The sequence below is a fragment of the Corynebacterium curieae genome (assembly GCF_027570035.1).
Classification (GTDB): domain Bacteria; phylum Actinomycetota; class Actinomycetes; order Mycobacteriales; family Mycobacteriaceae; genus Corynebacterium; species Corynebacterium curieae.
Genome location: NZ_JAKMUU010000004.1, coordinates 132,463 through 155,467 on the forward strand (window position 1 = coordinate 132,463; position 23,005 = coordinate 155,467).

The 23,005-nt window shown below is 58.5% G+C and carries 25 protein-coding genes; 8 read left to right on the plus strand and 17 right to left on the minus strand.

The annotated features are described in order from the left end of the window. Positions 1–67: 67 nt before the first annotated feature. Positions 68–637, minus strand: a complete 570-nt coding sequence (locus L8V01_RS08175; protein ID WP_269946588.1) for an LOG family protein — start codon at positions 635–637, stop codon at positions 68–70. A 108-nt stretch (positions 638–745) separates the two neighbouring features. On the opposite strand from L8V01_RS08175, the gene L8V01_RS08180 reads away from it, so the two are divergent. Further along, positions 746–1,879: an ROK family transcriptional regulator gene (locus tag L8V01_RS08180; protein ID WP_269946589.1), complete on the plus strand. Its 1,134-nt coding sequence runs from the start codon at positions 746–748 to the stop codon at positions 1,877–1,879. On the opposite strand, the gene L8V01_RS08185 is transcribed toward L8V01_RS08180, so the two are convergent. From L8V01_RS08185 to L8V01_RS08220, 8 genes are all read right to left on the minus strand, one after another. Beyond that, positions 1,862–2,458, minus strand: a complete 597-nt coding sequence (locus L8V01_RS08185; protein ID WP_269946590.1) for an HAD-IA family hydrolase — start codon at positions 2,456–2,458, stop codon at positions 1,862–1,864. The two genes, L8V01_RS08180 and L8V01_RS08185, sit on opposite strands and share 18 nt — an antisense overlap. A 13-nt stretch (positions 2,459–2,471) precedes the next feature. Then, positions 2,472–2,825: a hypothetical protein gene (locus tag L8V01_RS08190; protein ID WP_269946591.1), complete on the minus strand. Its 354-nt coding sequence runs from the start codon at positions 2,823–2,825 to the stop codon at positions 2,472–2,474. Positions 2,826–2,907: 82 nt separating this feature from the next. Further along, positions 2,908–3,408 (minus strand): ferritin, encoded by a 501-nt coding sequence (locus tag L8V01_RS08195; RefSeq protein ID WP_269946592.1) that lies wholly within the window; start codon positions 3,406–3,408, stop codon positions 2,908–2,910. A 286-nt stretch (positions 3,409–3,694) separates the two neighbouring features. After that, a complete protein-coding gene (locus L8V01_RS08200; protein WP_269946593.1) occupies positions 3,695–5,176 on the minus strand; it encodes a SulP family inorganic anion transporter in 1,482 nt (493 codons plus the stop codon). A 21-nt stretch (positions 5,177–5,197) separates the two neighbouring features. Continuing rightward, the gene (locus L8V01_RS08205; protein ID WP_269946594.1) at positions 5,198–5,710 is read right to left on the minus strand and encodes a phosphoribosyltransferase; all 513 of its coding nucleotides are present in this window, start codon (positions 5,708–5,710) and stop codon (positions 5,198–5,200) included. A 73-nt stretch (positions 5,711–5,783) separates the two neighbouring features. Next, positions 5,784–7,187, minus strand: coding sequence for an AMP nucleosidase (gene amn / locus L8V01_RS08210; RefSeq protein ID WP_269946595.1), 1,404 nt, complete (start codon positions 7,185–7,187; stop codon positions 5,784–5,786). Positions 7,188–7,664: 477 nt separating this feature from the next. Next, positions 7,665–8,813 carry an MFS transporter gene (locus tag L8V01_RS08215; protein WP_269946596.1) on the minus strand — a complete coding sequence of 383 codons (1,149 nt, stop codon included), beginning with the start codon at positions 8,811–8,813 and terminating at the stop codon, positions 7,665–7,667. Continuing rightward, entirely contained in the window at positions 8,806–9,111 is a 306-nt protein-coding gene (locus tag L8V01_RS08220) for an ArsR/SmtB family transcription factor (protein WP_269946597.1), read from the minus strand. The genes L8V01_RS08215 and L8V01_RS08220 overlap by 8 nt, the downstream gene beginning before the upstream one ends. Before the next feature lie 301 nt (positions 9,112–9,412). On the opposite strand from L8V01_RS08220, the gene L8V01_RS08225 reads away from it, so the two are divergent. Further along, positions 9,413–10,402, plus strand: a complete 990-nt coding sequence (locus tag L8V01_RS08225; protein WP_269946598.1) for an esterase/lipase family protein — start codon at positions 9,413–9,415, stop codon at positions 10,400–10,402. On the opposite strand, the gene L8V01_RS08230 is transcribed toward L8V01_RS08225, so the two are convergent. The 3 genes from L8V01_RS08230 to bioB are packed head-to-tail and all read right to left on the minus strand — an operon-like array spanning position 10,403 to position 12,589. Further along, a complete protein-coding gene (locus L8V01_RS08230) occupies positions 10,403–11,326 on the minus strand; it encodes a Sir2 family NAD-dependent protein deacetylase (protein WP_269946599.1) in 924 nt (307 codons plus the stop codon). Positions 11,327–11,336: 10 nt separating this feature from the next. Beyond that, positions 11,337–11,609 (minus strand): biotin synthase auxiliary protein BsaP, encoded by a 273-nt coding sequence (bsaP, locus tag L8V01_RS08235; RefSeq protein WP_269946600.1) that lies wholly within the window; start codon positions 11,607–11,609, stop codon positions 11,337–11,339. After that, positions 11,609–12,589, minus strand: coding sequence for a biotin synthase BioB (gene bioB, locus L8V01_RS08240; protein ID WP_239236566.1), 981 nt, complete (start codon positions 12,587–12,589; stop codon positions 11,609–11,611). The genes bsaP and bioB overlap by 1 nt, the downstream gene beginning before the upstream one ends. 77 nt (positions 12,590–12,666) lie before the next feature. Between bioB and L8V01_RS08245 the strand changes: the two genes are divergently transcribed. Both L8V01_RS08245 and L8V01_RS08250 read left to right on the plus strand, forming a co-directional pair. Then, complete coding sequence (locus L8V01_RS08245) at positions 12,667–13,977, plus strand: M20/M25/M40 family metallo-hydrolase (protein ID WP_269946601.1); 1,311 nt, start codon at positions 12,667–12,669, stop codon at positions 13,975–13,977. A gap of 22 nt (positions 13,978–13,999) precedes the next feature. Beyond that, entirely contained in the window at positions 14,000–14,560 is a 561-nt protein-coding gene (locus L8V01_RS08250) for a hypothetical protein (protein WP_269946602.1), read from the plus strand. A gap of 23 nt (positions 14,561–14,583) precedes the next feature. On the opposite strand, the gene L8V01_RS08255 is transcribed toward L8V01_RS08250, so the two are convergent. From L8V01_RS08255 to L8V01_RS08265, 3 genes are read right to left on the minus strand one after another with little or no spacing between them, the layout of a single operon-like run. Further along, positions 14,584–14,889, minus strand: a complete 306-nt coding sequence (locus tag L8V01_RS08255; RefSeq protein ID WP_269946603.1) for a CHY zinc finger protein — start codon at positions 14,887–14,889, stop codon at positions 14,584–14,586. Next, the gene (locus tag L8V01_RS08260) at positions 14,867–15,700 is read right to left on the minus strand and encodes a hypothetical protein (protein WP_269946604.1); all 834 of its coding nucleotides are present in this window, start codon (positions 15,698–15,700) and stop codon (positions 14,867–14,869) included. The genes L8V01_RS08255 and L8V01_RS08260 overlap by 23 nt, the downstream gene beginning before the upstream one ends. Next, positions 15,700–16,065 carry a heme transporter gene (locus L8V01_RS08265; RefSeq protein WP_269946605.1) on the minus strand — a complete coding sequence of 122 codons (366 nt, stop codon included), beginning with the start codon at positions 16,063–16,065 and terminating at the stop codon, positions 15,700–15,702. The genes L8V01_RS08260 and L8V01_RS08265 overlap by 1 nt, the downstream gene beginning before the upstream one ends. A 118-nt stretch (positions 16,066–16,183) precedes the next feature. Between L8V01_RS08265 and L8V01_RS08270 the strand changes: the two genes are divergently transcribed. The 4 genes from L8V01_RS08270 to L8V01_RS08285 all read left to right on the plus strand — a co-directional run bounded on the left by L8V01_RS08270 (position 16,184) and on the right by L8V01_RS08285 (position 19,317). Continuing rightward, the gene (locus tag L8V01_RS08270; RefSeq protein ID WP_269946606.1) at positions 16,184–16,618 is read left to right on the plus strand and encodes a hypothetical protein; all 435 of its coding nucleotides are present in this window, start codon (positions 16,184–16,186) and stop codon (positions 16,616–16,618) included. Beyond that, complete coding sequence (locus L8V01_RS08275) at positions 16,615–17,418, plus strand: PrsW family glutamic-type intramembrane protease (RefSeq protein ID WP_269946607.1); 804 nt, start codon at positions 16,615–16,617, stop codon at positions 17,416–17,418. The genes L8V01_RS08270 and L8V01_RS08275 overlap by 4 nt, the downstream gene beginning before the upstream one ends. Positions 17,419–17,513: 95 nt before the next feature. Further along, positions 17,514–18,710, plus strand: a complete 1,197-nt coding sequence (locus L8V01_RS08280; RefSeq protein WP_269946608.1) for an HNH endonuclease signature motif containing protein — start codon at positions 17,514–17,516, stop codon at positions 18,708–18,710. A 28-nt stretch (positions 18,711–18,738) separates the two neighbouring features. Then, positions 18,739–19,317, plus strand: a complete 579-nt coding sequence (locus L8V01_RS08285; RefSeq protein ID WP_269946609.1) for an LURP-one-related/scramblase family protein — start codon at positions 18,739–18,741, stop codon at positions 19,315–19,317. A gap of 302 nt (positions 19,318–19,619) precedes the next feature. Here L8V01_RS08285 and L8V01_RS08290 read toward each other — a convergent pair whose 3' ends face one another. Together L8V01_RS08290 and L8V01_RS08295 are read right to left on the minus strand one after the other, a co-directional pair. Next, positions 19,620–21,380 carry a hypothetical protein gene (locus L8V01_RS08290; protein ID WP_269946610.1) on the minus strand — a complete coding sequence of 587 codons (1,761 nt, stop codon included), beginning with the start codon at positions 21,378–21,380 and terminating at the stop codon, positions 19,620–19,622. Further along, a complete protein-coding gene (locus L8V01_RS08295; protein WP_269946611.1) occupies positions 21,380–22,213 on the minus strand; it encodes a hypothetical protein in 834 nt (277 codons plus the stop codon). Before L8V01_RS08295 ends, L8V01_RS08290 begins: the two co-directional genes overlap by 1 nt. Between the last annotated feature and the right edge of the window lie 792 nt (positions 22,214–23,005).

Consider the following 23,005-nt stretch of genomic DNA (forward strand, 5'->3'; position numbering starts at 1 on the left):
CGAGGAAGTCTATCCCTAAGTATCAGCTATAGGCCACCCGGGCGGGCTGAAGTTGCGAACTTGTTAACTAATCGTTGTCCCACTTTGTACCGGGATAGTTCCAGCGGTCGAATTCATCCAGGATATCCTGCGGTTTTTCCTTCATTACCAATGCGTCCACAAAGCGCGGCAAGATAAAGCCGGACTCGGCCATGGCGGCGTACATGGCGTAGAACGGACGCCAAAAATCCTCGGTGTTTACTAGGCCCACCGGACCGCGGATGGTGCCCAGCTGTTGCAGGGTGAGCACCTCGGTGAGCTCTTCCAGGGTGCCAACTCCGCCGGGGAGGCAAATATAGGCGTCGGCAAGCTGCTCCATGCGCGTCTTACGCTCGGCCATGGATCCCACCACCTCCAGGGTGGTCAGGCCAGGATGGGAAATTTCCAGATCCACCAACGCCTGGGGCATCACGCCGGTGACGGTGCCGCCGGCGGCCAGGCAGGCCTCTGCAACCTCGCGCATCAGGCCGATGTTGCCGCCGCCGTAGACCAAGGTCAGCCCGCGTCGGGCCAGCTCCGTGCCCAATTCCTGTGCCGCCTGCGTATAGGCCGGGGAGTTTCCTGTTGCTGAACCACAATAAACCGCTACTGACTGCATGCTCTCCAGCATAGGTATCTACGGCTCCACCACCACCTTTAGACTATTCGGTACATGAAACTTTTATCAGGTTAGACAAAGCAGTCTGGGATGCTTATACTCCTTTTTATGATCAAATCTGGCCCAGTGTTCACGCGGCCCCGCACACCGGCCGCAAAGTGCCTCCATTTGGTGCGCCTGAACCCGATCATCACCCGGAGCGAACTAGTGGAAGCCACCGGGCTTTCCCAGCCCACCATCACGCGCGCTACGACTTCCCTACTCAACGCGGGCCTCATCCAGGAACGCACCGACCTCACCCAGTCTCGCGGGCGCGGCCGGCCAACGGTGCCGCTTGAGGCGGCCGATAATGACTGGGCGCTCGGCGGAATCTCCGTGGGCACCAAGCAGACCTACATCGGCCTTTATGACATCAAGGGCCGCACGTTGAGCGAAGAGGAATTGACCACCCCGGTGGCTAACCTCAGCGAAGATGACTTCCTCGAGCACATCATGGCCGGCATCAATCGCATGCTGACGAACCTGGACTACCGCTTGGTCTCCCTCGGCGTGACTACCTCGGGCACCGTGGATGATAACGGCCTGGTCACCGCGGAAAATCTCAACTGGCACGGCGTGGACATCGCCGAACGCCTGCGCTTCCAGTTCGGCGTGCCCGTGGTAGTCTCCTCCGCCATCCCGGCCATCCTCGGCTCCGAGACCCAGGCGGCCGAGATTGGCACCAGCGAGCGCGTTCTGGTGCTCTTCGCGGACGATTCCATCGGCTCCGCCCTCTCCATGGAGGACGAGGTCAGCCCCATTATTCCCGTACCCCAGACGAACTCCGAACTTCTGGGCTATGGCGCCTCCGAGCACCTGCTGGCCACCCAGCAGATCCTAGAGAAGGTGCGTCACGAGGGCGTGGAAGTAGCCACACTTGCCGACGCCGCCCAAGTAGCCGACTCCCACCCCGCCGTCCGCGCCATTTTGGACGAGCGCGCCCGCCAGTTGGGCGCCATCACCGCGGAGCTGGTCAAGGCCCACTCCCCGGCCACCGTGGTTATCGCCGGCGGCGCGTTTACCGACGACCCACAGGCCCCCAAGCAATTTGCCGCCACCGTCCGCGCCTCCGCGGGCGATGAGTTGCAGCTGCGCATGATCCCCGGCCATAAGGAGATTGTCCGCGCGGTAGCCCGCACCGTGGCCACCGACCAGCTCCTGCGCCAACCGCTGGAGCTAGGCCGCTCACTCCAGTGCGCTTAGCACCTCGCGTACCGAGTCGATGCCGCGAAAGAGATGGGCATTGAGCCCGCAGTAGCGCGCGCCCTCCACGTAGTCGATGCGGTCATCAAAAAAGTGCGTATCCTTCGGCTGCGCGGAGAGCGCATCCACGGCCACGCGATACGCCTCTGGGTGCGGCTTAGCCACCCCAATATCGCAGCTGAAGGTCACCGCCGCGCAATCTTCTAGCCATGGCTGTTTTTCACGCACCTGGCCCGCCAGCGTGGTGGGGATATTGGACAAGATGCCCACGCTATAGCCTTCCCCGATAAGCCCCTTGACCAGAGCGACCATCTCTTGGTCCGCCTCCAATAGGCCGCGGTTTTCGCACGCTACCGCCTCCGCGACGGGAGCCTCCCCCACCCCGGCGCGGGCTGCTACCTCATTCCAATAGTGGCTATCGCTAAAAATGCCGGCATCATAATCCGGCCGATAAAACCCGTAGGCCTCCCACATCGCCTCTGGGTCTGGCGGCGCGAGGAGGCGCTCCAAGTCCGCGTGGCTTTCTGGGGTGGCCGGGCGCATGAGCACGCCGTACATATCAAAGAGGAGTTTGGGCATAACAAGGCCCAGTTTATGCACGTTTAGGCGCTTGGGTCAGCACGGCCACGATCCCCACGCCGGCACCGGCCACAAAGATAGGCAACATCGCGGGCGCCTGTTCCATCGACAAGGCAAAGATGCCCCCGATTGCACCAATGAGCAGCATCCCACCGAGGCTATATAGCGAGCGCGTGACCAAGCCGCGCTTGCCCACGGCACCATAAACTAGCAACGCGAGCCCAGCGAACGGACCAAGCATCAACGCCGCAGTGGTCAAAAATACCCCCAAGGCCACATGCGTGGACATGATTTCCGCTCCCACGATGAGAAAGAGCGCCAGAATCAAAAGTGTGATGGCGCAGAAAGCCTTGCGTTGCGTTGACATACACACAATCCTCCCACCGCACCGCAGTGCCATGGGAGGATTGCTCTAAATCTTGATGGGTTTGTTATTCACTCGGGCGTGCTTAGGCAGCGTCACCATCGGTGCGGCCAGCTAGGCGCTCATCGATGCGCAGCAGGCCAGAACCGTCATTGCCCACCAGCTTGATCTGGTCCAAAATCTCAGAAACGGTAGCCTCTTCTTCCACCTGTTCGCTCAAGAACCAGTCAACCAACTGGCGGGATTCCAGATCCTGTGCCTCCAGCGCCGCGCGAGCGATGGTGCGGATTTCCTCGGATACCTTCTGCTCGTGCTCCAGGGAAGCCTGGAAAGCATCCTGCGGGGTAGCAGCCTTCACGGAGCCAACCGGAATGTCATTGAGCTCTACGCGGTAGCCACGGGAGAGCAAATGATCCGCAATCTTCTCGGCGTGCCCGCGCTCCTCGGCAGCCTGGCCGAGGAACCAATCGCGCATGCCTGGGAAGGAGAGGTTATCCATCTCAAAGGCCAGCTGGGTGTAGACCATGGAAGCGCCATACTCGCTAATGACCTGGTTATTCAGCAGGGTTTGCAGCTTCTCGTCCATTGTAAAAACCTTTCTGTGCAGGGAAATTAATTAGTGCTAAGCACCACACTACCGAATATTCTCCCGCGATCCAGCAAGGCCTACTTAAGTAAACTTGCACGTCATTATGCTTTTTTAGATTGGATAACCTAAGTTAGCCAAGACAAAGCTAGCCCCCAAGCGCGGGCAAAGTTGCCCTAAGAACGCGAGGTCATCGCGGATACCCCGCACTTAGACCTACGCGAACCCCGTGGCCACTTCGGCGGCTAATGTTTAAGCCGTCGCACGCTAGGGTGCGAGTGTGACTTTAATCACCTAGGCGACCACTCAGGCGATGCAGGCGCTGTGCACTCGCACCTTCCAAGCCACGGAACTCCACCTCAATGCCCCGCTCGGCATACTTCTTCTGCACCGCATCCAGCGTCGCCACGGTAGAGGCATCCCATACCTCGGCCTCGCTCATATCCACCAGCACGTTCTGGGTGTCCAGCGTGTAGTCAAAGGCGTAGACCAAGTCATTGGAGGAGGCGAAAAAGAGCTGGCCGCGCACCGCATACGCGGCATCGCCTATCTGCTCCACCTCCACTAGGTGAGCTACACGGCGGGCAAAGCCGATTGATGCCGTCACCACCCCGAGCACCACGCCTACCGCCAAGTTATGAGTGGCCAGCGTTCCTATCACCGTCACCAGCATCACCAGCGTTTCTGATAGCGGCATGAGCTTAAGCGTGTGCGGGTGCACCGAATGCCAATCCACCGTGGTTGCGGCCACGATGATCATCACCGCCACTAGCGCGGCCATCGGAATGCGGCCGACGGTCTCGCCAAAGAGCAGGCAGAGGATGAGGAGGAAGGCGCCCGCGAGGAACGTCGACAAGCGCGTGCGCGCTTGGGACGCCTTCACGCCGATCATGGTCTGGCCAATCATCGCGCACACGCCCATGCCACCAATGGCCGCGGCGAGGATATTGCCCACGCCCTGGCCAAAGGACTCGCGCGTTTTATCGGAGTGGGTATCCGTAATGTCATCGACCAGCTTGGCCGTCAACAGCGATTCCATCAGGCCTACTAACGCCATGCCAAAGGCGTAGGGAGCAATAAGCTGCAAGGTATCCAGATTCCACGGAATATCCGGCACGAAAAGCCCCGGCAGCGAAGTAGGTAGCTCGCCTTGGTCCGCCACATCCGGGACCTTCCACCCAGCCGCCACCGCAATAATGCTGACCACCAAAATGGTGATCAGCGGGGCGGGAATCACCGTGGTCAGCCGCGGCAGCCCCAGCATGATGGCCAGGCCAATGGCCACCAGCAGATACACCATCCACGGCACATCAATAAGGTGCGGCAGCTGCGTGGTAAACATCATGATGCCCAGCGCATTGACGAACCCCGTCATCACCGAGCGCGGGATAAAGCGCATGAGCTTGGCGACGCCCACCGCAGCCAGTACCACCTGCATAATTCCCGCCAACAGCACTGCGGCGACCACATAATCATGCCCATGCTCATGCGCGAGCGGAGAGACCACCAGTGCCACCGCACCGGCCGCGGCGGAAATCATCGCCGGCCTGCCGCCAGTAAAGGCGATGGACATGGCCATCACCACGGAGGAAAACAATCCCACCCGCGGATCCAACCCTGCGAGGATGGAAAAGCTTAAGACCTCCGGGATCAAAGCAAGCGCCACCGCCAATCCGCCGAAGACCTCCTTGCGCAAGCGCGCGGGCGAAGAGAATGCGTAGCGGAAACTGGCGATGACGCCGGTAGGGGCAGGCTGTTCTTTAATCACGCCTGCACATCCTAGTGGACTTTAGGAACCTTCCTTAAAGGAGCCATCTGCAGTAATAACGGGCAGCACGGACCAGGCGAAGTTAATCCACTGATCGGTCTTCTTCCACGAGAAGTCCGGCTCAAAGATGGTCTTCGGCTTGGTGTAAATGACGGCCGAGCGCACATCGTCTGCGGTTTCCTTGAGCAGGTTAACCACCAGATCCAGAGTCTTGCCGGAGTCTGCGACGTCATCGACTACCAATACCTTCTTGCCCTTCAGCGAATCCGTATCCAGCTGCGGGGATAAGATGATGGGCTCATCCAAGGTCTGACCAATATCGGTGTAGAACTCCACATTGATAGCGCCCATAGCCTTCACACCAATGGCATAACCAATAGCGCCGGCTGGGATCAGGCCGCCGCGGGCGACGCCCACGATAAGATCTGGGAACCAGCCAGATTCCACAATCTGCTCTGACAGGTAACGGCTCGCCTCGCCGAAGACCTCCCAGGTGAGGTTTTCCCGGTCCGGGTGGATCCAATTTTCAGTCACGATTGTGTGGCTCCTTTTGCGTCATGGGATTTCTTTGTAGTTTAACGAGCAATGCCTGCCAAAGAAAAGGCACCTACCGGAATGGAACCTCGCCCAAAGTCCGGCGCAGCTTGCGGGTGCGCAGGCGCTCCGGATTCTCGGCCAAATGCTCCATGGCACGTACCGCACACATGACGTGAGCTTCCTTCGAATTGGAGTAGAACGCCTGCGCCTGCGCCGGCAACTTCGGCACGGCGTGCAGCGGCAGGTCAGAGACCGACAGCAGCGTGCCATAAGGAACGCGATAGCGGTAGCCATTGGCCGCGAGCGTGCACGATTCCATATCCACCGCCACCGCGGTGGAGGTACGCAGCCACTCCCACAGATCCCGGTTGGTGCGCCACTCCCAGTTGCGATCATCGGTGGAGAGCACCGTGCCGGTGCGCATGAGCGAGTTATCGTCGCCGTACACCGCCTTTACCGCGGATTCGAGCATGCGCTGTACCTCTGGAATCGCCGGGATGGGTGAGGTCGCCGCAACCTTTTGGTCCAAGATGTGATCATTGCGCTGATACGCATTGCCCAGAATCAAGTCACCGATGCGCATGCGGCCGTCCATTCCGGCGCAGTGCCCAATCATGATCCATGCCTCCGGTCGCAGCACCGCCAAACAATCCGTAATGGTCTTCGCATTCGAAGGGCCTACGCCGATATTGATCATCGTGATGCCATCGCCACCGGCAGTGATTAAATCAAAGCGCGGCATCTGGTACCGAGAGGTCAACGTTAAACCGTCCACATCAAGGTCCACCGCATCGTTGGGATGGATGGTCTCGCCATTGGGCAGCACCAAGGCGGTATAGCGCGAGTCTTCCTTGGTCAGCTCGCGCAGACCAAACTTCACAAACTCGGTGGTGTGCATCGCGTAGTTAGTAAACAGAATGTATTTCTGCACCGTATCGACCTCGATGCCGGTGTAATGCTCAATGCGCGCACATGCGATATCGAAGCGCTGGGCGCCAAAGTGGAACAGCGGCTTTTCCGCACCGTGGAAAGCGTCCCATTCGCCATCAATGATCGCGTCATTGACCTCATCGAGCGTCGGACGTGGAATGGGCCCGCGTTCTTGTGGGGCTTTACCCGTGTCCTTGATGTACTCCGGCGGGATGCGCTGGTCCGATTGTCCAACAAAGATATCGCACGGATAATTGCCCGCTAGGCGGGTCAGCTGCTCGTGCAGGTAATCCCGAATAATGTGCGGCTTGGAAATTACCGCCGAGTACTTGCCTGCCTCGTTGACGTAGCCGAACGGCTCGGAACGATCGATCGGCTGCCATTTGCGGATATCCACCGTGACCTTGGGGTAGACCACATAGCGATAGTCATCTAGGTTTCCTGAATCCAGCGTCTTACGCGCAAGCTTGCAGGAATTCTCATAGAGCTCAATCAGGCGGTTTACCGCCTCATCAACGGAGTGGACATGCTGCAGGTCGGTCATAGACGTGAGTGTAGCGGGGACTTAGCAGCGCGGCAGCGGTCTGCGCTTTTCTTTCTTCTTTTCGTCACGGCTTCGGCAATATGGCTGCTGATACCATTGTCAAAAAGAAACGCGCACGAAAGCCAACGAGCCAAAACAATATCCGTTACATGGAGGCAGAAGTGCGTACGGAAGTCAGCGATACATTCCAACCGAAGAACGTTTGGGGTAGCGCTTCATGAGGACTCCCGCGAAGCTCCTGCTGAGATTCCCCTCCCACCACGCGATGATGAGTCGCGGACTATGAGTTCCCATGACCATCGTCGGTAGGAACGTCATTTCAGAGGCCATGAAGTTCGAACCTCGCATTCGGCAAGCAGATTGCCACGGTTAACACGCAAAGAATTGCGGTCTGCCGGACCCTATCGGCACACTGCCCCACGAGAAATGTACGCGTCTTTGCTGACACAGGCGTCCTGTCTTTTATCCGTGAAATTCTTAATTCTCATTATCCCTAGGCTTAGGGAAAGACAAGGCTCTCGCCCCGATACTGCAGACGATACCTACTAAGACTACGAATAGCGCCCCCAATAATATTCCCGCGGAGGATGGCAACAATAGGCCACCTACTGCGGAGCCAACAGCCGAACCCAGATAATTCGCGGACGCATTAGCAGCAACGGCAGTCGCACCTTCATTAGGATTTGCGCTGAGCATCGAATGCTGTTGCGGTGCCATGGAAGACCACCCCAAAAGCCCCCATGCAAAAAGACACACCAGTGCCACCATACGGCTCGAGGGAAATAGCAACAACATTGCAAAATCAGCAGCAAGCAAAACAATGATTATGGTCGTTAGCTTGCGAGAACTATCTACCTTATCGAGCACCCGCCCGATTCCAAATGCACCAATTGCACCGCCAATTCCCCAAATCCACATGCCAGCAATGGTGTCTACCTGCACTCGTTCGAGCACCACGGAAATATAGGTATACAGTCCCAGCGAACCGACTCCCACGAAGAAAGTAACCAAGACCGTTAGGAAGTTATCCACCCGACCAATGATTCGGAGTCGCTGCCCTAGCGAGGAAGAAGGCACAGCTGGTACAGCACTCGTTCTACGTATCGCTATACCTGCCAACGCCGCCACGCCAACCACCGATACCAAAGCAATGGCAGCCCGCCAGCCTAGCTGCTTGGCCACTCCCAGTCCCGCTGGTACACCCACAACAGTTCCCACCGCCAAACCGGCTAGCACCAATGAAAGCGCACGTCCTCGACGCTCCGCCGTGACCGACATGCCCGCTACCGCCGCGGACAACGGCGAGTAGATTCCCGCTGCCGCACCTGCAATCAGCCGCGAAACTATAAAAACACCTACCGTAGGGGATACAGCGGTCACAATATTGGCCAGAGAAAACACAGCAATAGCGCCCAGCAGTCCATTTCGCGGATCCTTGCCCGCCCTACCCGATAATAGTGGGCCGCATACCGCGTACGCACCGGTAAAAGCGGTAACACCCAAGCCAATCACGCTGCCACTTGCACCCAAGTCTTCGGCAATCTGAGGCAGCAGCCCAGCAATAACATACGCATCCAACCCGAGTGCTACGCTGCCCAAAACTAACGGCCATAGCTGTTTAAGCATTAGAAATCACCATGTCGAGCAAACCTGGAAAACACTCGTCTAGATCGTCTCGACGCAAAGAGATGACACAAGTGCGCCCCTGGCTTCTTGTCCACGTCACACCGGCTTCACGCAGCTGCCGAGTGTGGTAAGTCAGGGTCGACCGAGGCAGGTCGTCAGCAAGCATCAAGCTATCGTGCTCCTTGCCGTCTGCTAAGCGCTTGACCATTTCCAACCGGATGGGATCACTTACTGCAGCCAATACACGGACGAATTCTAAATCCTCGGTGGCCGGATGCTCATATTTTCGTGGGCTCATTCCAACTCCAATCGTGCAAGAATTCTTGAACGATTAGCCACATTAAGTTATTCGAGACATTCGTGCAAGATTTCTTGCATAAACGAAGGCCCGCCGACAGTACATCGGCGGGCCTTCTCCCCATGACTAATCTCTCGGCACCCAAGGAGGGAGTGGAGCGCACCCTCCTGCAAGCACCGCCCGTGATTAGGCAAGCCTAAGTTTATAAACCTTTCGTAGGATGGTCAAGGGTTTGCCCATAAATTTCTTCACCCTTGACAAAAACACAGTTAACCTGCAATAACGAGTACAATCCGGAACCATGGCTGAGTTGAAATCCACTATTTCCGAGCAACTCCGCAAATTCTGGCGTGCCAACGAGAAGGAATTGACCGATTCCCCGCGTCGCGGCGTCGCCTCCCCTGCCGAGGCCACAGCACTGCGCGAGGAAGTCGCCGCCGAGATTGCGGACCTCATCAAAGCCCAGAAGGTCAAGACCAGCCCCGGCGATACCGCTCTCGACGCCGATGCCGCCGCTACCCTCCCCCTTGGCGCACGCATCAAGCCGCGCGGAATCTTTGAAGATGACTGGGGCGCGCGTCCTACTGCGGAGCGGCCTTGGCCGGTCATCCTCATCCACGGCACCTGCGATACCAAGGGCGTATGGCAAATCCTCGGCAATGAACTGCGCCAAGACGGCTGGGCCGTTTTCGCTCCTGATTACGGACGCCGCGCTACCCAACCCCTCGCGGAGTCCGCGAGGGAGCTTGGCGCCTATATTGATGCCGTGCGCGCAGTCACCGGCGCGGACAAGGTCATCCTCATCGGCCACTCCCAGGGCGGGCTTCTTGCCCGTTATTTTATGCGTATGGAGGGAGGCGCCGAAAACGTCCTGCACCTGATGTGCATTAGCGCGCCGAATCACGGGACCACCTATGGCGGAATCGCCAGCCGCCTCATCCGCACCCCGCGTCAAGAAGCGGTGCTGCGTTCCATCATCGATGGCTGGTTTGGGCCGGCGGGCATGGACCAGGTCGTCGGCAGTGAAGCCCTGCGCGAAACCAACCGCGATGGCGATCTGGAATCCGGCGTGAGCTATACCTGCATTGCCACGCGTTCCGACGCCGTCGTTGTCCCGCCCGAAACCTGCTTCCTCGACCCTCGCGGCGCCGCAGAGGGCACGGTCCGCAATATTTATGTCCAAGACTTTGACCGCCGCGCGATGGTCATGCATGAGGATATGCCGATGGATAAGCGCGTTCGCGCGATCGTGCGCACCATTTTGGAACTGGTGGAGACTATTCCGCGCTAGTTAAAGCCCCAGCTCATCGAGGATTGCATCAAAGGCCGGACCTACCTGTGTACGCCACAGCGTATCCACTTTCTGATCACCCCGGCCGGGCCCGCCATTGATGACGGCCACGCGCTTGCCCTGCTTCTTTGCCTCCAGCACAAAGCGGTACCCGCTCATTACCGCCAGCGAAGAACCAGCCACCAACAGCGAGCGCGCTTGGCCCAACACAGCAAAGGCGGCATCGCGGCGCTCTACCGGCACGGGCTCGCCAAAGTAGACGACGTCCGGTTTCAGCAATTCAGAACCACAGCGCTCGCACCCTGCCATGCGGAACGCCGCTACGTCGACCTCCTCTAGCGTCACGTCACCGTCCGGATTCACTTGGTCCGCCTCCACGAAGAGGCCTTCTAGGTAGCCCGGGTTCGCTGTGGCTAAGCGCGCGTCGAAATGCGCCCGTGCCTCTCGATAACCGCACATCAGGCACACGACGGTTTCCATATCGCCATGCAGCGCTACCAGGTTCATGGTTCCTGCCTGTTTATGCAGGCCATCTACGTTTTGCGTGACCACGCCATTGACCAGTCCGGCACGCTCCAGTTCCACCAGCGCATAGTGCGTGCGATTCGGCATTGCAGAATCCATAACCCGCCACCCCACAAAGCTGCGGGCCCAATACCTATGGCTCGCGGCTGGGTCGTGGCGAAATTCCTGATAGGTCATCGGCCGGTGCCTACTGAGCGAGCCGCGCGGGCCCCGATAATCCGGCACGCCCGATTCCGTAGACACCCCTGCCCCAGTCAGCACCATCACTGGGCCCTCGCGCAGCTGCGTGACCACCTCCCCCAAAGCCTTCCCTGCCTCCGTATGCGGCGCCGATTCTTCCACTACGCGGGCGATCGAACGCAGCGCAGACTGGTGGGCAAGGGAAACGGCTGGATCCATGCTCCCGATGCTAGCTTTCGGGCAAGTGCTCTACGTAAAGCCACTCCGAATCCAGCTCCCCGTGGCGCGAGCACTTGGTGTGCCAGCCATCGGGGCGCACCTGGGCCACCATACGGCGGCCACAGATCTGGCAGTAGCGCGGCACATCGAGACCGGCTGCGGCCGCCGGGTGAAGCGTGAAGACCTCTTCGATCGGCTTTCCGGTATTCGGATGGAAAATCGGCTCGTCCCCGGAGAGGACGGCGGCGGCCAATTCGGACGTCGGCTCGGATAAACCAGACACTATAGGGCCTTAATCGGCAGATCGATGCGGTTCAACATGTCCACATCCTTTTCAATCTGCTGGCCCAGGGTGGTCAGGTAGTTGCCGGCGATAATGGCGTTGATGCCACCGAGCAGGCCGCGCTCAGTGCCGTCGTCGCCAAGCGAAAGCTCGCGGCCACCTGCAAAGCGCAAGGTGGTAGACGGCATGGCCAAGCGGAATGCCGCCACGGCGCGCAGTCCCTCACCCAGCGGAACCAACGGGCGATCCGCAAATGGGGTGCCCGGGCGTGGATCGAGGAAGTTCATCGGCACCTCGCACGGATCAATCTCTGCCAGCTGTGCGGCAAACTCGGCGCGTTGCTCCAAGGACTCACCCATGCCGATGATGCCGCCGCAGCAGACTTCCATGCCTACTTCGCGCACATAGTCGAGGGTCTGCTTGCGCTCCTCCCAGGTGTGAGTGGTGACCACATTGGGGAAGAAGGAGCGGGAGGTCTCTAGGTTGTGGTTATAGCGCTGCGCGCCCATGTCCTTCAGGCGTTGCGCCTGCTCGCGGGTCAGGGTGCCCAGGGAGCAGGAAATCTCAATATCGACGGCGTCATTAATCGCGGCAATTGCCTCGCCCACCTGATCCAATAAGCGATCATCCGGAGACTTTACTGCGGCAACGATGCAGAACTCGGTAGCGCCGGTCTTGGCGGTCTTCTGTGCCGCTTCCACCAGCTCAGGGATGTTCAAGCGCACAGCGCGCACTGGAGATTCAAAGAGGCCGGACTGGGAACAGAAGTGGCAATCCTCTGGGCAGCCACCAGTCTTAATAGAGATAATGCCTTCCACCGATACGTCCGGACCGCACCACTTCAGGCGGGTCTGGTGGGCGATATCGGCGATTTCCTCCAGCTGGGAATCCGGGACCTGTAGTACTTGCAGTAGTTCTTCCTGGTTGAGGCCTTTGCCTTGCTCCAGGGCTTTTTCACGGGCAATGTCAACGATACTCATGGTGTGAACCATACTTGAACGGCGTTCAACTTTGGTTAAAATCACATAAAATTTTTCCCAGCGTTAGGCTCGAGGGCATGACGCTTTATGATGACACCCTCTCACTCCTCCAAGAACTTATCCGCAATGCCTGCGTAAACGACCTCACGCCGGATTCCGGCCACGAAGTGCGCAATGCAGATAGCTTAGAAAAATTCTTCGCGGGTGAAGACGTACAGATTGAGCGCTTCGAGTCCCACCCAGGCCGCGTTTCCATCGTCGTAACCGTCCCCGGCGATCCAAAAAAGGAACCGCTCACCCTCATGGGGCACACGGACGTCGTCCCCGTGGACGAGCCCAAGTGGACCAAGCCGCCCTTCGAAGCACTCATCGAGGACGGCAAGCTCTACGGCCGCGGTTCCGTAGACATGCTGTTTATTACCGCCACCATGGCAGCGGTTACCCGCGAGGTCGCCCGCGCCGGCAACCCAGGCGGCACCCTCGCTTTTGTGGGCATGGCCGATGAGGAGGCCCGCGGCGGCCTCGGCGTGCGCTTTATGTCCGAAAACCACCCCGATGCCTTTTCGTGGAAGAACTGCCTGTCTGAAACCGGCGGCAGCCACCTGCCCGGCGCGGTGGGCTTCAACGTGGGAGAAAAGGGCGCCGGCCAGCGCCGCCTGCACGTGCATGGCGATGCCGGCCATGGCTCCACTCCTTATGGCAAGGACTTTGCCATCGTGAAGATCGGCGAGGTGGCCCGCCGCATCGCTACTGCCGAGCCGCCCACAGCCTCCAATGAGATCTGGGAGGGCTTCGTCCGCACTTTCAAGTTTGACCCCAAGACGGAGCAAGAGCTTATCGACGGCACGGGTGACTACTCCAAGTTCGGCAACCTCGACGCCTACGCCCATGCCTTTAGCCACACCACCATCGCCGAGACCGTCCTGCGCGCTGGTGGCGCAATCAATGTGCTGCCTTCGCATGCCTACTTGGAAATGGATGTGCGCCCCTTCCCTGGTCAAACCCAGGAGGATCTGGATGAATTCCTGCGCAGTGCACTCGGAGACATGGCCGATGAGGTAGAAATCGAGCGCCTCATTACCGAAGATGCCACGCAATCCTCCACCGATACCGAACTGTGGCGCGCCATTGAGGCCACCTCCAAGGAGTTCTTCCCTGACAAGGCCGTCGTCCCAGTCCACGCCACCGGCGGTTCGGATCTGCGCTTCGCCCGACGCAAGGGTGGCAATGCCTATGGCTTTGCCATGCACGCCGAGGGCCGCGATATGGCCAGTGCCAATTCGCAGCTGCACAGCCACGACGAGCACCTTTACTTGGAGGACCTCGAGCTCACCGTGCGCGCTTACCGCAGCCTAGTCAATCGCTTCCTTGGCCTGCCACAGGCGTAACAAGTGTGGCAAGATGTCTGGCATGAGCTTTGCACGTAAGTCCGCGCTGCTATCTGCAGCTACCGCCCTGACCGTAACCCTCGCTGCGCCTGCCGCTGCCCATGCCGACACCGTTGATAATCTCCTTACCAAGATGCCTGCTGGCCAGATTTCCTGCTCCCAGGCAAAGCAGTACTGGACCAACTCCGCCGATTATAACCAGAAGAAGTCACAGGCCCTCGCCGTTGCCACCGTGCACCCACGCGGCAACGAGGTCCGCGGCGCCATCGGCCGCATGGATGAGGCCATTGCTCGCTGCGGCCTGAACGGCACCACTGGTCAGGGCAAGCCGGTCAACACCGGCGGCCAGCGCGGCAATGCTCCCGCCCCCAAGCCAGCCCCGGCCCCGGCCCCGGCGCCAGCCAAGAACGCCAAGGTCATCGAGCTGGGAACCATCCCTGGCCAGCCGACTGTCGACGTCCCGTTCTTGGGCCAGACCTTCCGCATCCCGGATGCGGCCAAGATTGCCCAGAATGCTGTATCCCAGTTCCAGCTGCCACAGATTCCACAGATCCAGCAGCTACAGCAGCTGTCTTCCTTCTAAGACGCTGACCTCGGTTGGGCCACTTATCGGTCCAGCTGAAAATAGATCCCGGCATGCGCGCTGCAGCCGGGATTAAATTTATGTCCGCAATGGGGACACGCAGGTGCGGCGGAATAGGCGTGGTAGTTCATCTCGGTGCGGCAGCAGCCGCAGAGGACCGAGGGGGCGTCGAGAAGCATGGGCCCAAACTCATGATCAGAAAGCTCGGAGTGGCACAGCGCGCAGGCAAAATACTCGCCACAGGTGGCACACTTATTGGCCACCACGTCTAGCGGGGAATGCCAATGCTTACACCGGCCTTCCGCATCAATCGCGCCGTGTATCTTCATGGCCGTCAGCATACGCGCCGCCCTGTTGCCACTGCTGTTTCTTTTCTTCGGACTTTTTGGCATTGCGCACGGCCTGGATGCCCACCACGATCGCGATGATGAGTGGTACCCACACCTTGCTGTAGTCCATGAGGAATACCAGCCAGTCTGGTGGATCGAAGTCGATGTCGATTTTCGGCGCAGGCAGCTCAATCCGCGGAAACTCCGGCACGGGAAGCACAATATCCGGCAGGTTGATGTCCGGCAGCTCCCAATCCGGCAGTAATCGGGCCAAGATGCGGCTAATGATCGGGCCGAACACAATCACGCCAATAGCCCAGCCGGACTTTCCCAGTCCACCCAAAAGCGGATACAGCACCCGCTTGAACGAGCTTTCCTCCATGGCGTGGCGGCGTTTCTCCCCCAGTGAGCCGGCCGGCGGATCGAGGGCGACTGCCTCCTCGCCATTGCGGTAATACACATCTAATAGCTCGCCGAAGGGGGAGGCTTGGATATCTAGGTAAGGCTTGCTCCGCGGTGCGGAGTTCTCGAGCAGGGTGAGGTCTTTTTCAATCTTCTTCTTGAGCGAATAACGGCCCGCACGCGGCCGATCGTGGCGGCTGCGTACCTGACCGTTCACCACAATCTGCAGGCGTGGGCTCGGGTTCTTCCGCCAGAGCCGGAGGCGCTCCGCCGGGGAGGCATCACCCGGTACCGGGGTGAAGTCCTTCGCCTTCTTAGGCCACTCGCCCATCTCCGCGAACTCAGCATCGTATCCACACTGCACCTCGATGGTTCCCACTTCGGGGTGCTCGAGGCGCCACGTCTCCATTAGCTCTTCCCTGCCTTGGAGCCCACCACGGCACCCAGCCGACTCGCGGCCCATGCCAGGAGCACAACCACTGGGAGATAGATCCAGGTTCCCTCATTGAAGTACAGGGACATGGCGGCAACATAGGCAAGCCCAGCAACGCAGAAGATTGTCCAGGAGGCGCGGAAAGTGGCGCCGTCGACAAGAGCGATGGCCACCGTCAGCACGACCATGAGGATGAGCAAAATGGTGCCGGAGACAAATTGATAGGTGGCGGGCGGCAAGCCAACGAAGACCGCGGCCATGGCGATGGGCGCCCACCATTGCCACCACACGCGGCTTGGCTCGTCTGTCGATTCCGCCTCTTGCTCTAGCTCCTCAAACACGCACCCAACCTATCACAGGGCTTGAGGAAACTTATGGGAAAGAAATCCGCCCTGTGGTCGGCCTAACCCTCCCCGCGGAGGATACCGCGCTGAACAGGGCGTACCTAGCGTTGAAGACATGAAAAGCACACCACTCATCCTCGCGGCAGGCGTAGTATTTGGCGCCATCTACGGCACCAATGCGCTCCTGCCAGACATGTATGACAACCCCACTTCTGAAGTGAAGGCGGGCTCGGCCCACATCCCCGGACTGTCCTGCCTTGAAGAAGACGGCTCCACTGCGGACAATCCGCGCTGGGACTGTGACGGCACCCTAATCCGCGCTAAGGAAGCCGGCGTACAAGACAAAGACCAAGCCACCCGCCGGTACCTCCGGGCAATGGGTGAGGGCACGACCATACCGGAAGGAGACATCGACCGCGACGGCGATAAACGCACGCTTGCCGATGGCGACCTTGTAGCCATCAGCATCGAGGACGATGGCCCCACCACGTTCGTTTCCCTGCGCGGACCGCGCGCTGAAGAACTTGCCCAGGAAGTAGAAAAGGCATGAAGAATCTGTATTGGCTATCTATCGCTTTTGGCCTTGTAGTCTCCGGCTTCTTTTTGGCTGATCGTCGGTTTACCGAGGTTGGGCTCATCGGTGCGCTCATCTGCGTGGGCCTTACACTCGGCCTGGGGTTCTTGTGGTTTAGGCCGCGGCCAGTGTGGCAGGGCATCCTGTGGGGCGCACTCGCCCAACCGGTGGTGGTAAGCCTCAACGACCAAATGGTGGGGATCTCAAACAAGCTGGGGCTCACCCACCTAGACGCGGCCTTCTACTCGCCGCTTCCAGAGGAAACCATCAAGCTCCTCGGTGTCGTTATTATTATTATTGCGGCTTTTGGAAACGTGAAGCATCCCTACCAGGCCGCTGCGATTGGTATGGCGGTGGGCCTTGGCTTTGATGCCATGGAAAACGTTCCGTTCATCCTCAACGCGGCCATCGATAACTTGGACGGCGACCTCTGGGGCGCCATCATTACCGGTACCGGGCGACTCTTCACCGGGGCCTTTAGCCATGCGCTGTATACGGGGATTGCGGCGTGGGGCGTCGGCAAGCTCTATGCGGGCGCGCGCCACGGATACTGGCAGGTGGCCGGTTTCTGGCTGGCCGCTATCGCACTGCATACCTTGTTCAATGGCGCGACCATGATTGCGGGTGAGTGGCCGGCGACCATCCTCGTTATCGCCCTCATCACGTGGACGCTTATTATCTGGGGCCTGCGATTCATGCGCAAGCAGGACAAGACATACGCGGCACAAAGCAGCGAAAATGTCCTATTCACTAAAGATCCGGAATATAGCTCCTGAGCTGCGAAGATGTGAAGAAAAAGGCTCGTGTCCGAGGCTTATTATATGGTGTAAATCGTACACAAGTTCACAGCACAATTTAGGTATGATGCACCATGGAAGAACCCTACTTTTCCACGACCAACACCACCGACCCCACGACACGCTTAGCCTTTGAGATGCGAAAAGCGGAATACGAGTTCTGGGTTAGCCAAGTCCCGGATCTCGATTCTGATTTCGAATTAGTCACCCAATCTCTCTACCGCACCACCGGCGTTAATGAAGGCCGGATCGGCCATATCCTTATGGCGCTACACCGTTTAGAGGAGCTGCCTGAGCTCCAAGCGCTACAGCACCACCTCTATCACTTGGACCTCGACCGGATTATTGCCATCAACAAGTCCCTCAACCGCTTGGGGAACCCGACCCCTGCGGTGGTAGAGCGCATCGATAAGCAGCTCACCGCCTACCTCACCCCTACCCGGCCAAACCAGGCCATGCGTACGCAGGCGCAGATTAAACGCAAGCTCAACGAGCTCATTAACCTCGCCGATGACACGCTGGCCGTCACCCAGGGCCCTACCCAACCGCGCTACACCATGGAAAACTGGGGCGATAACACCTCAGCGGTGACTTTGAGTGCGGACCCGGCGGTTATCGCGAGCGTCGATAAGTGCGTCCGGCAAACCGCGCTAGAGCTAGATTGCTCGCTTGCCGACGCCGCCGTTGCACTCCTCACCGGCCGCACCCAAGCCCCCGAGATCATTCTCAACGCCTACAAGGCCACCGACGTGCCCAATTCCCCGGCATTTATTGAGTCCGTGGGCTGGCTCGACCCGGCACGCTCGAATGCGCTGCCCTACACCAAAATCCGGGAGATGGACCCTGACCACGAGGTCAAGGGCTATGTCACTCCCACCGCCATGGCCGCGTACCTGGAAGGTTTCGACGGCACCTGCCGCTACCCTGGATGCAACCGCCCAGCCACGGCCTGCCAAAAGGATCACCGTATCAACCACGCGGACGGCGGGCCGACCACGCCGGCAAACCTTGCCTGCCTGTGCCAGCACCACCACAACGTGAAGACCGATGGCCGGGCCTTTTATGTCATGGACCCGCATACGCGCGACATCATCTGGCTATTTGAAGATGGCACCTGGACCACCACGGAGCCCTCCGGTCCGCTGGCGCACAAGAACAAAAACTGGGTGCAGACCTTCGCACAAACTATGACCGCCCACCGCGCCCGGGCGTACGAGGAAGCGCAAGCACTCATGCACCAGCAGAAAACCACCCCTAGGGAGGAGGAATAAAACCACCAGCTTCCCTACAGTGGCTGGCATGTCGCAAAATTTATTCACACTTGACGAGCTCGTAATTTCTCAGACCAAGTCCTTCCTCAATGACCAATTCATGATCGCCGATATCAACGGCACCCCGGTGGGCACCATCCTGCAATCCACCAGTCTCAAAGACATGGTGTTTAAATCCTCTCGCAGCCTAGAGGTCGCGCTCACGGATGCCGAGGGCACCCCTCTACAAACGGTCATGACGATTTCGGACCCGCCGAATTTTCTGCGGGATACCTACGAGGTGCACTTGCCGGGAATCGAGCAACCCATGGCCGTTATCACCAAGCGCTTCTCCCTGCTCAAGACAAAGTTGGACTTGACCATGGAGGGCTTTGCCGACGTCGAAATCCACGGCGACTTCTGGGATTGGAACCTTTCCATCACTTCAGGGGATCGCCTGCTTGCTGACGTCTCTAATGAATGGACTGGCATGGGCAATTTCTTCATGGGCAAAAACACGTACCGCCTGCGCATCACGCCGGGCCTCAATGAGCAACAGCACGCCGCCATCATCGGCGCCGTGATGAGCATGGATATGCTGCGTACTAAACAAAACAACAGCGACTAGAAAATATAAAAATAACCGGAGTGGAAACTTCTGTGGTTTCCATCTCCGGATTTCGATGGTGTGATGTTCACGATGGCAGCTCAACATAGCTTTTCAAAAAGCGTATCCCGAGCTGCGGATATGAAATCTCCCGGGAATTAACTACGCCCACGCCCCTCCCTCATTGGCACAAATACAGCCTTAAAATCACCTTCTCACCGGTCGGCGAGAGCCCATAGCACAAAGAGGGGACATGAAAAACGCTCACCTAGAAAAGACCAGGTGGGCATTAGCACATACGTTTTAGATTATTTCCCAGGCAATTAAGTCCGAGGCGGGACCTTGGCCAGATCTCGGCCAGTGTCTTCACGAACCATACGAAGCCGTCGCGTCATCGAGTCTTGAACTGCGGTTTTCCGCTCGAATGACTCTTGAATCGCCAGATTCGTCGAGGCCACCCACAGCGCGAGCGTGATGTAGAGCATCGGCTCACGCCTCACGCCTCGCTTGAAAGACTCCATCCCGGTGATATGTGGTGATTTCATGATCGAAAAACGCTGCTCGGTAATAGCGCGAGCTGCTTCATAATAAGTCGCATGCTCCCAGGAGCCAGGAACGAGCCCCCATTGCGCACGTTTCCACTGTTCAGGGGTAAGTGTGTGGGTAATGCTGGATTTTGCGCAGCATTTATACTGATCCGCACTCCAGCTAGGTGAAATTTCTGGTGCCTCCTCGGGTGATTGAGTCATGGACACCGGCTTGAGTGGGCATCGCACTCGCCCCTGCACGGCGGGGCAGACCAAATCGATTTTCACGGGCCGTTCAGCCTCATGTTCATCCTTACGAGGGCGGCCACGGCCTTGACGTGCCCGATAAGGCCTCGAATTAGTCCCCATGATTAGCGGGAATAAAGCTTCGAGTCGAGCATCGTGGCGTTCAAAACCATCGTCCTCTCCAAGCAGCTCCATCGTGCGTCGGACAATCTTCCCGTCACCTGCGATCCCACGTACAGCAGGACAGTAAAACTCGCCCGCGATTTGCAGTGGTCCACTGGCGGGTTCTTCACCTGCAGCGCTGTCAGATGCGAAAACCGTACGCCAAGATTTGGGATAGCGAACCACCGGAGCATAGCCTGTGGCCAACAGGTTGTCGTTAAAGTGCTGTTTGACGTTGTAGCCCATGTCGACGGTCAGCAATGGCAAACGTCCACGATTAATGCGCTGGTCAAACCCATTTTCTTGATGAAATCTGATGGCGCGTGTCAGCCCCTGCACCGAACCTGAGCTTGGCTTATCGATCGAAATTCCTGTAATCACCGGGGCTACTGAATACACGGCTTTTGGTGGTCCGACGCGGCACACCGCAGTAATGCCAACGGCTACCCCACCTTTGGTACTACGCCGGGTACCCAGCTCGGAATGCAAGGAGTGATCTTCGCGATCGCGGATGTAATAGACGCCCGCGTACGCGGCACCTCGGCGTTTGGTGTCCCGGCTGCCTAGCCCCATCGACTGGCCTGCCAAGTCGATGATGGTTTCGTCGGCGATGATATCGCCTCGATATCCTTTGGGGGCTTGCTCATGGATTGAGCCTGCCACCAGCGAGTTTACAACCTGATGAAGTCTCTCGGACGCAACCTCAGAGGCTTGTTCTTGCTCCGGAGAGCGCGCGGCCATCATTCGACGGTGATCGGCATTTTTCACGCGGCGCGCGGGAGCCTCCGGCAGTGAATCAAGGGGCTCAAGCCGTCGCGTTAGCCACATGGCAAAAGCCCTGTAGGTGCCCTCGCCACAGGAAAGGTCGAGGTCGAGCCGTTCCTGTTGGGCGGGGTCTAGGGTCCATAGGGTGCGCCAGATCTCCGCCATCGAGGGCACACGCCGAATCCCGATTAAAGCAAGGCCAATGGTGAGTACGCCCAACATTGAATATTTTGGTCCCGTGGATTTGCGGCCACCCACACCACGGCCCTGGGAAAAATAAAAATCAATCATCCGGTGCGCACCAGATTTTTCAATCACAGCCGCGCAGCGCTCCACATAGTCCGGGGAGATCATCACCCTCTGCTCCTGCATCGCAACGGTCATCAGCCGTCCACCTCCTCACAGTGCAGCAAGACTTTTGCCTCGTCTTCCGGCGAAAACTTCGGCAGATCCGCTTCCAGATCATGCAAAACCCGCAGGTCAGCAATGCCCGCCATTTTCATCAGCATCGCCGCCGGGACCCCCGGGTCAGAGGCCAGTTTTACCACCCAACGGTTCCGCAACGACGCTACATTAAATGCAGGAAAACCCTGCTCAACGAGCTCCTCCGAGACATGACAAATTGCATTTCGAGGCATGGAATCCCCCACAATAGGAAAAACGAAACCGCTGCCGACCTCGCGTGCCCGTGTCAAAAGACGATGTCCTCGAACGGGGCATACGACCGGCACCACGCGAGAGACAATGCCTCTTTTCCTCACAGCGATCTGCACCACCGTGCGTTCGGGCAGCTCAAGAGGAGAAATATCGCTGCCCCGCAGGTGACGGATCTCTTGAGACGACAGCCCCGCGCCCGTAGTCAGATCTAAGATCGTCAGCAGTTGCACGCGCAGCATCGGTCGTAGGCTCGGAGCAATCGCATACAGTTCATTCTCCAGGGATGTTTTCGCGGCCGGAACTGCTTTGCGGCGCGGTCCTCGTTGACGATGAGGTTCAGGGAATTCGTGAGGGTACAGCGTCCGGCCTGCCGCATAGAGGATTGTCCGGTATGTGCGCTGTGACCTGCGAGAAAAGACGTCATCCCGGAAAAGCCATTTATCCACTGCAGGTCGTGTCAGCGCTCGTTCTTCGTCAACCGAACCGAAAACGATCGCCTCATCGTAGAGGTATCGCGCCACCACGCGCGCAGCCTTGGCATCAGCAACCTCATCAAGCACTCGGGTGTGCGCTTGGACAAGAGCTGCACGGTCAATAGCCTCACTCCGCAGTGGTCCCGCAGGACGCTGGATTCCGATCTCCCTCAGTCTCAGATAGCGATCTGTATCAGGAAGCGTGCGTCGAGTAAGTCGGCGCACCCTCGACGGCGATGCCTGCCCAATCACCGACACAGCCGGAATACCCTCGCGTCTTGATTTCTCTACAGCTACGGGTGCCGCCGCAAGCGCTGCAAATCTACCCATTGCCGATCACCTGCTCGGCAATAGGAGTGGCAAAAGTGCCACCGTTATTGCTAATTGATTTTAGGCATGACAAAATTAACACATCCCGTTTGATTCTCTGGAAAGTTTTGAATGGATTTCTGGCACTAAGCTCCTCAGGCTTGTGCATCTACAAAGCGTGATCTGGCAGGATCACGCTTTGTTTCGTCTTTGGTGAAAAACTCTCTGACTAGTTTTCCTCCCCAGGACCATGCTGCCTATCGTCACTGACTAAATGCTCAAGCTCATCGGTTACGACTCGGGCAATGGAAGCACCCTTGGCATTAGCCAAAATGGTCAGCTCTCTGACCATTGGCGCTGGAAGGCGCACCTCCAGTCGGACATACGAATCCTCAGACACCCAGCGAGCACGTCGTCGACCAAAATGCGGGGCAGGAATACAAATAGCCTCCATTTTATCCACCTGTACACCTCTCCCATTTGATCGCAATCTCCTCGCTGGCAGCACCAGATTAACCGGTTGCAACCGGCACTAGAAAACGCTTACCCCCACGTCAAACAGCGAAAATG

Excerpts from the sequence above, each read along its gene's own strand:
- L8V01_RS08175 (WP_269946588.1), bottom strand. The coding sequence starts at position 637 with ATGCAGTCAGTAGCGGTTTATTGTGGTTCAGCAACAGGAAACTCCCCG.
- L8V01_RS08180 (WP_269946589.1), top strand. The coding sequence starts at position 746 with ATGATCAAATCTGGCCCAGTGTTCACGCGGCCCCGCACACCGGCCGCA.
- L8V01_RS08185 (WP_269946590.1), bottom strand. The coding sequence starts at position 2,458 with ATGCCCAAACTCCTCTTTGATATGTACGGCGTGCTCATGCGCCCGGCC.
- L8V01_RS08190 (WP_269946591.1), bottom strand. The coding sequence starts at position 2,825 with ATGTCAACGCAACGCAAGGCTTTCTGCGCCATCACACTTTTGATTCTG.
- L8V01_RS08195 (WP_269946592.1), bottom strand. The coding sequence starts at position 3,408 with ATGGACGAGAAGCTGCAAACCCTGCTGAATAACCAGGTCATTAGCGAG.
- amn (WP_269946595.1), bottom strand. The coding sequence starts at position 7,187 with ATGACCGACCTGCAGCATGTCCACTCCGTTGATGAGGCGGTAAACCGC.
- L8V01_RS08215 (WP_269946596.1), bottom strand. The coding sequence starts at position 8,813 with ATGCTTAAACAGCTATGGCCGTTAGTTTTGGGCAGCGTAGCACTCGGG.
- L8V01_RS08220 (WP_269946597.1), bottom strand. The coding sequence starts at position 9,111 with ATGAGCCCACGAAAATATGAGCATCCGGCCACCGAGGATTTAGAATTC.
- L8V01_RS08225 (WP_269946598.1), top strand. The coding sequence starts at position 9,413 with ATGGCTGAGTTGAAATCCACTATTTCCGAGCAACTCCGCAAATTCTGG.
- L8V01_RS08230 (WP_269946599.1), bottom strand. The coding sequence starts at position 11,326 with ATGGATCCAGCCGTTTCCCTTGCCCACCAGTCTGCGCTGCGTTCGATC.
- bioB (WP_239236566.1), bottom strand. The coding sequence starts at position 12,589 with ATGAGTATCGTTGACATTGCCCGTGAAAAAGCCCTGGAGCAAGGCAAA.
- L8V01_RS08245 (WP_269946601.1), top strand. The coding sequence starts at position 12,667 with ATGACGCTTTATGATGACACCCTCTCACTCCTCCAAGAACTTATCCGC.
- L8V01_RS08250 (WP_269946602.1), top strand. The coding sequence starts at position 14,000 with ATGAGCTTTGCACGTAAGTCCGCGCTGCTATCTGCAGCTACCGCCCTG.
- L8V01_RS08255 (WP_269946603.1), bottom strand. The coding sequence starts at position 14,889 with ATGAAGATACACGGCGCGATTGATGCGGAAGGCCGGTGTAAGCATTGG.
- L8V01_RS08260 (WP_269946604.1), bottom strand. The coding sequence starts at position 15,700 with ATGGAGACGTGGCGCCTCGAGCACCCCGAAGTGGGAACCATCGAGGTG.
- L8V01_RS08270 (WP_269946606.1), top strand. The coding sequence starts at position 16,184 with ATGAAAAGCACACCACTCATCCTCGCGGCAGGCGTAGTATTTGGCGCC.
- L8V01_RS08275 (WP_269946607.1), top strand. The coding sequence starts at position 16,615 with ATGAAGAATCTGTATTGGCTATCTATCGCTTTTGGCCTTGTAGTCTCC.
- L8V01_RS08280 (WP_269946608.1), top strand. The coding sequence starts at position 17,514 with ATGGAAGAACCCTACTTTTCCACGACCAACACCACCGACCCCACGACA.
- L8V01_RS08285 (WP_269946609.1), top strand. The coding sequence starts at position 18,739 with ATGTCGCAAAATTTATTCACACTTGACGAGCTCGTAATTTCTCAGACC.
- L8V01_RS08290 (WP_269946610.1), bottom strand. The coding sequence starts at position 21,380 with ATGACCGTTGCGATGCAGGAGCAGAGGGTGATGATCTCCCCGGACTAT.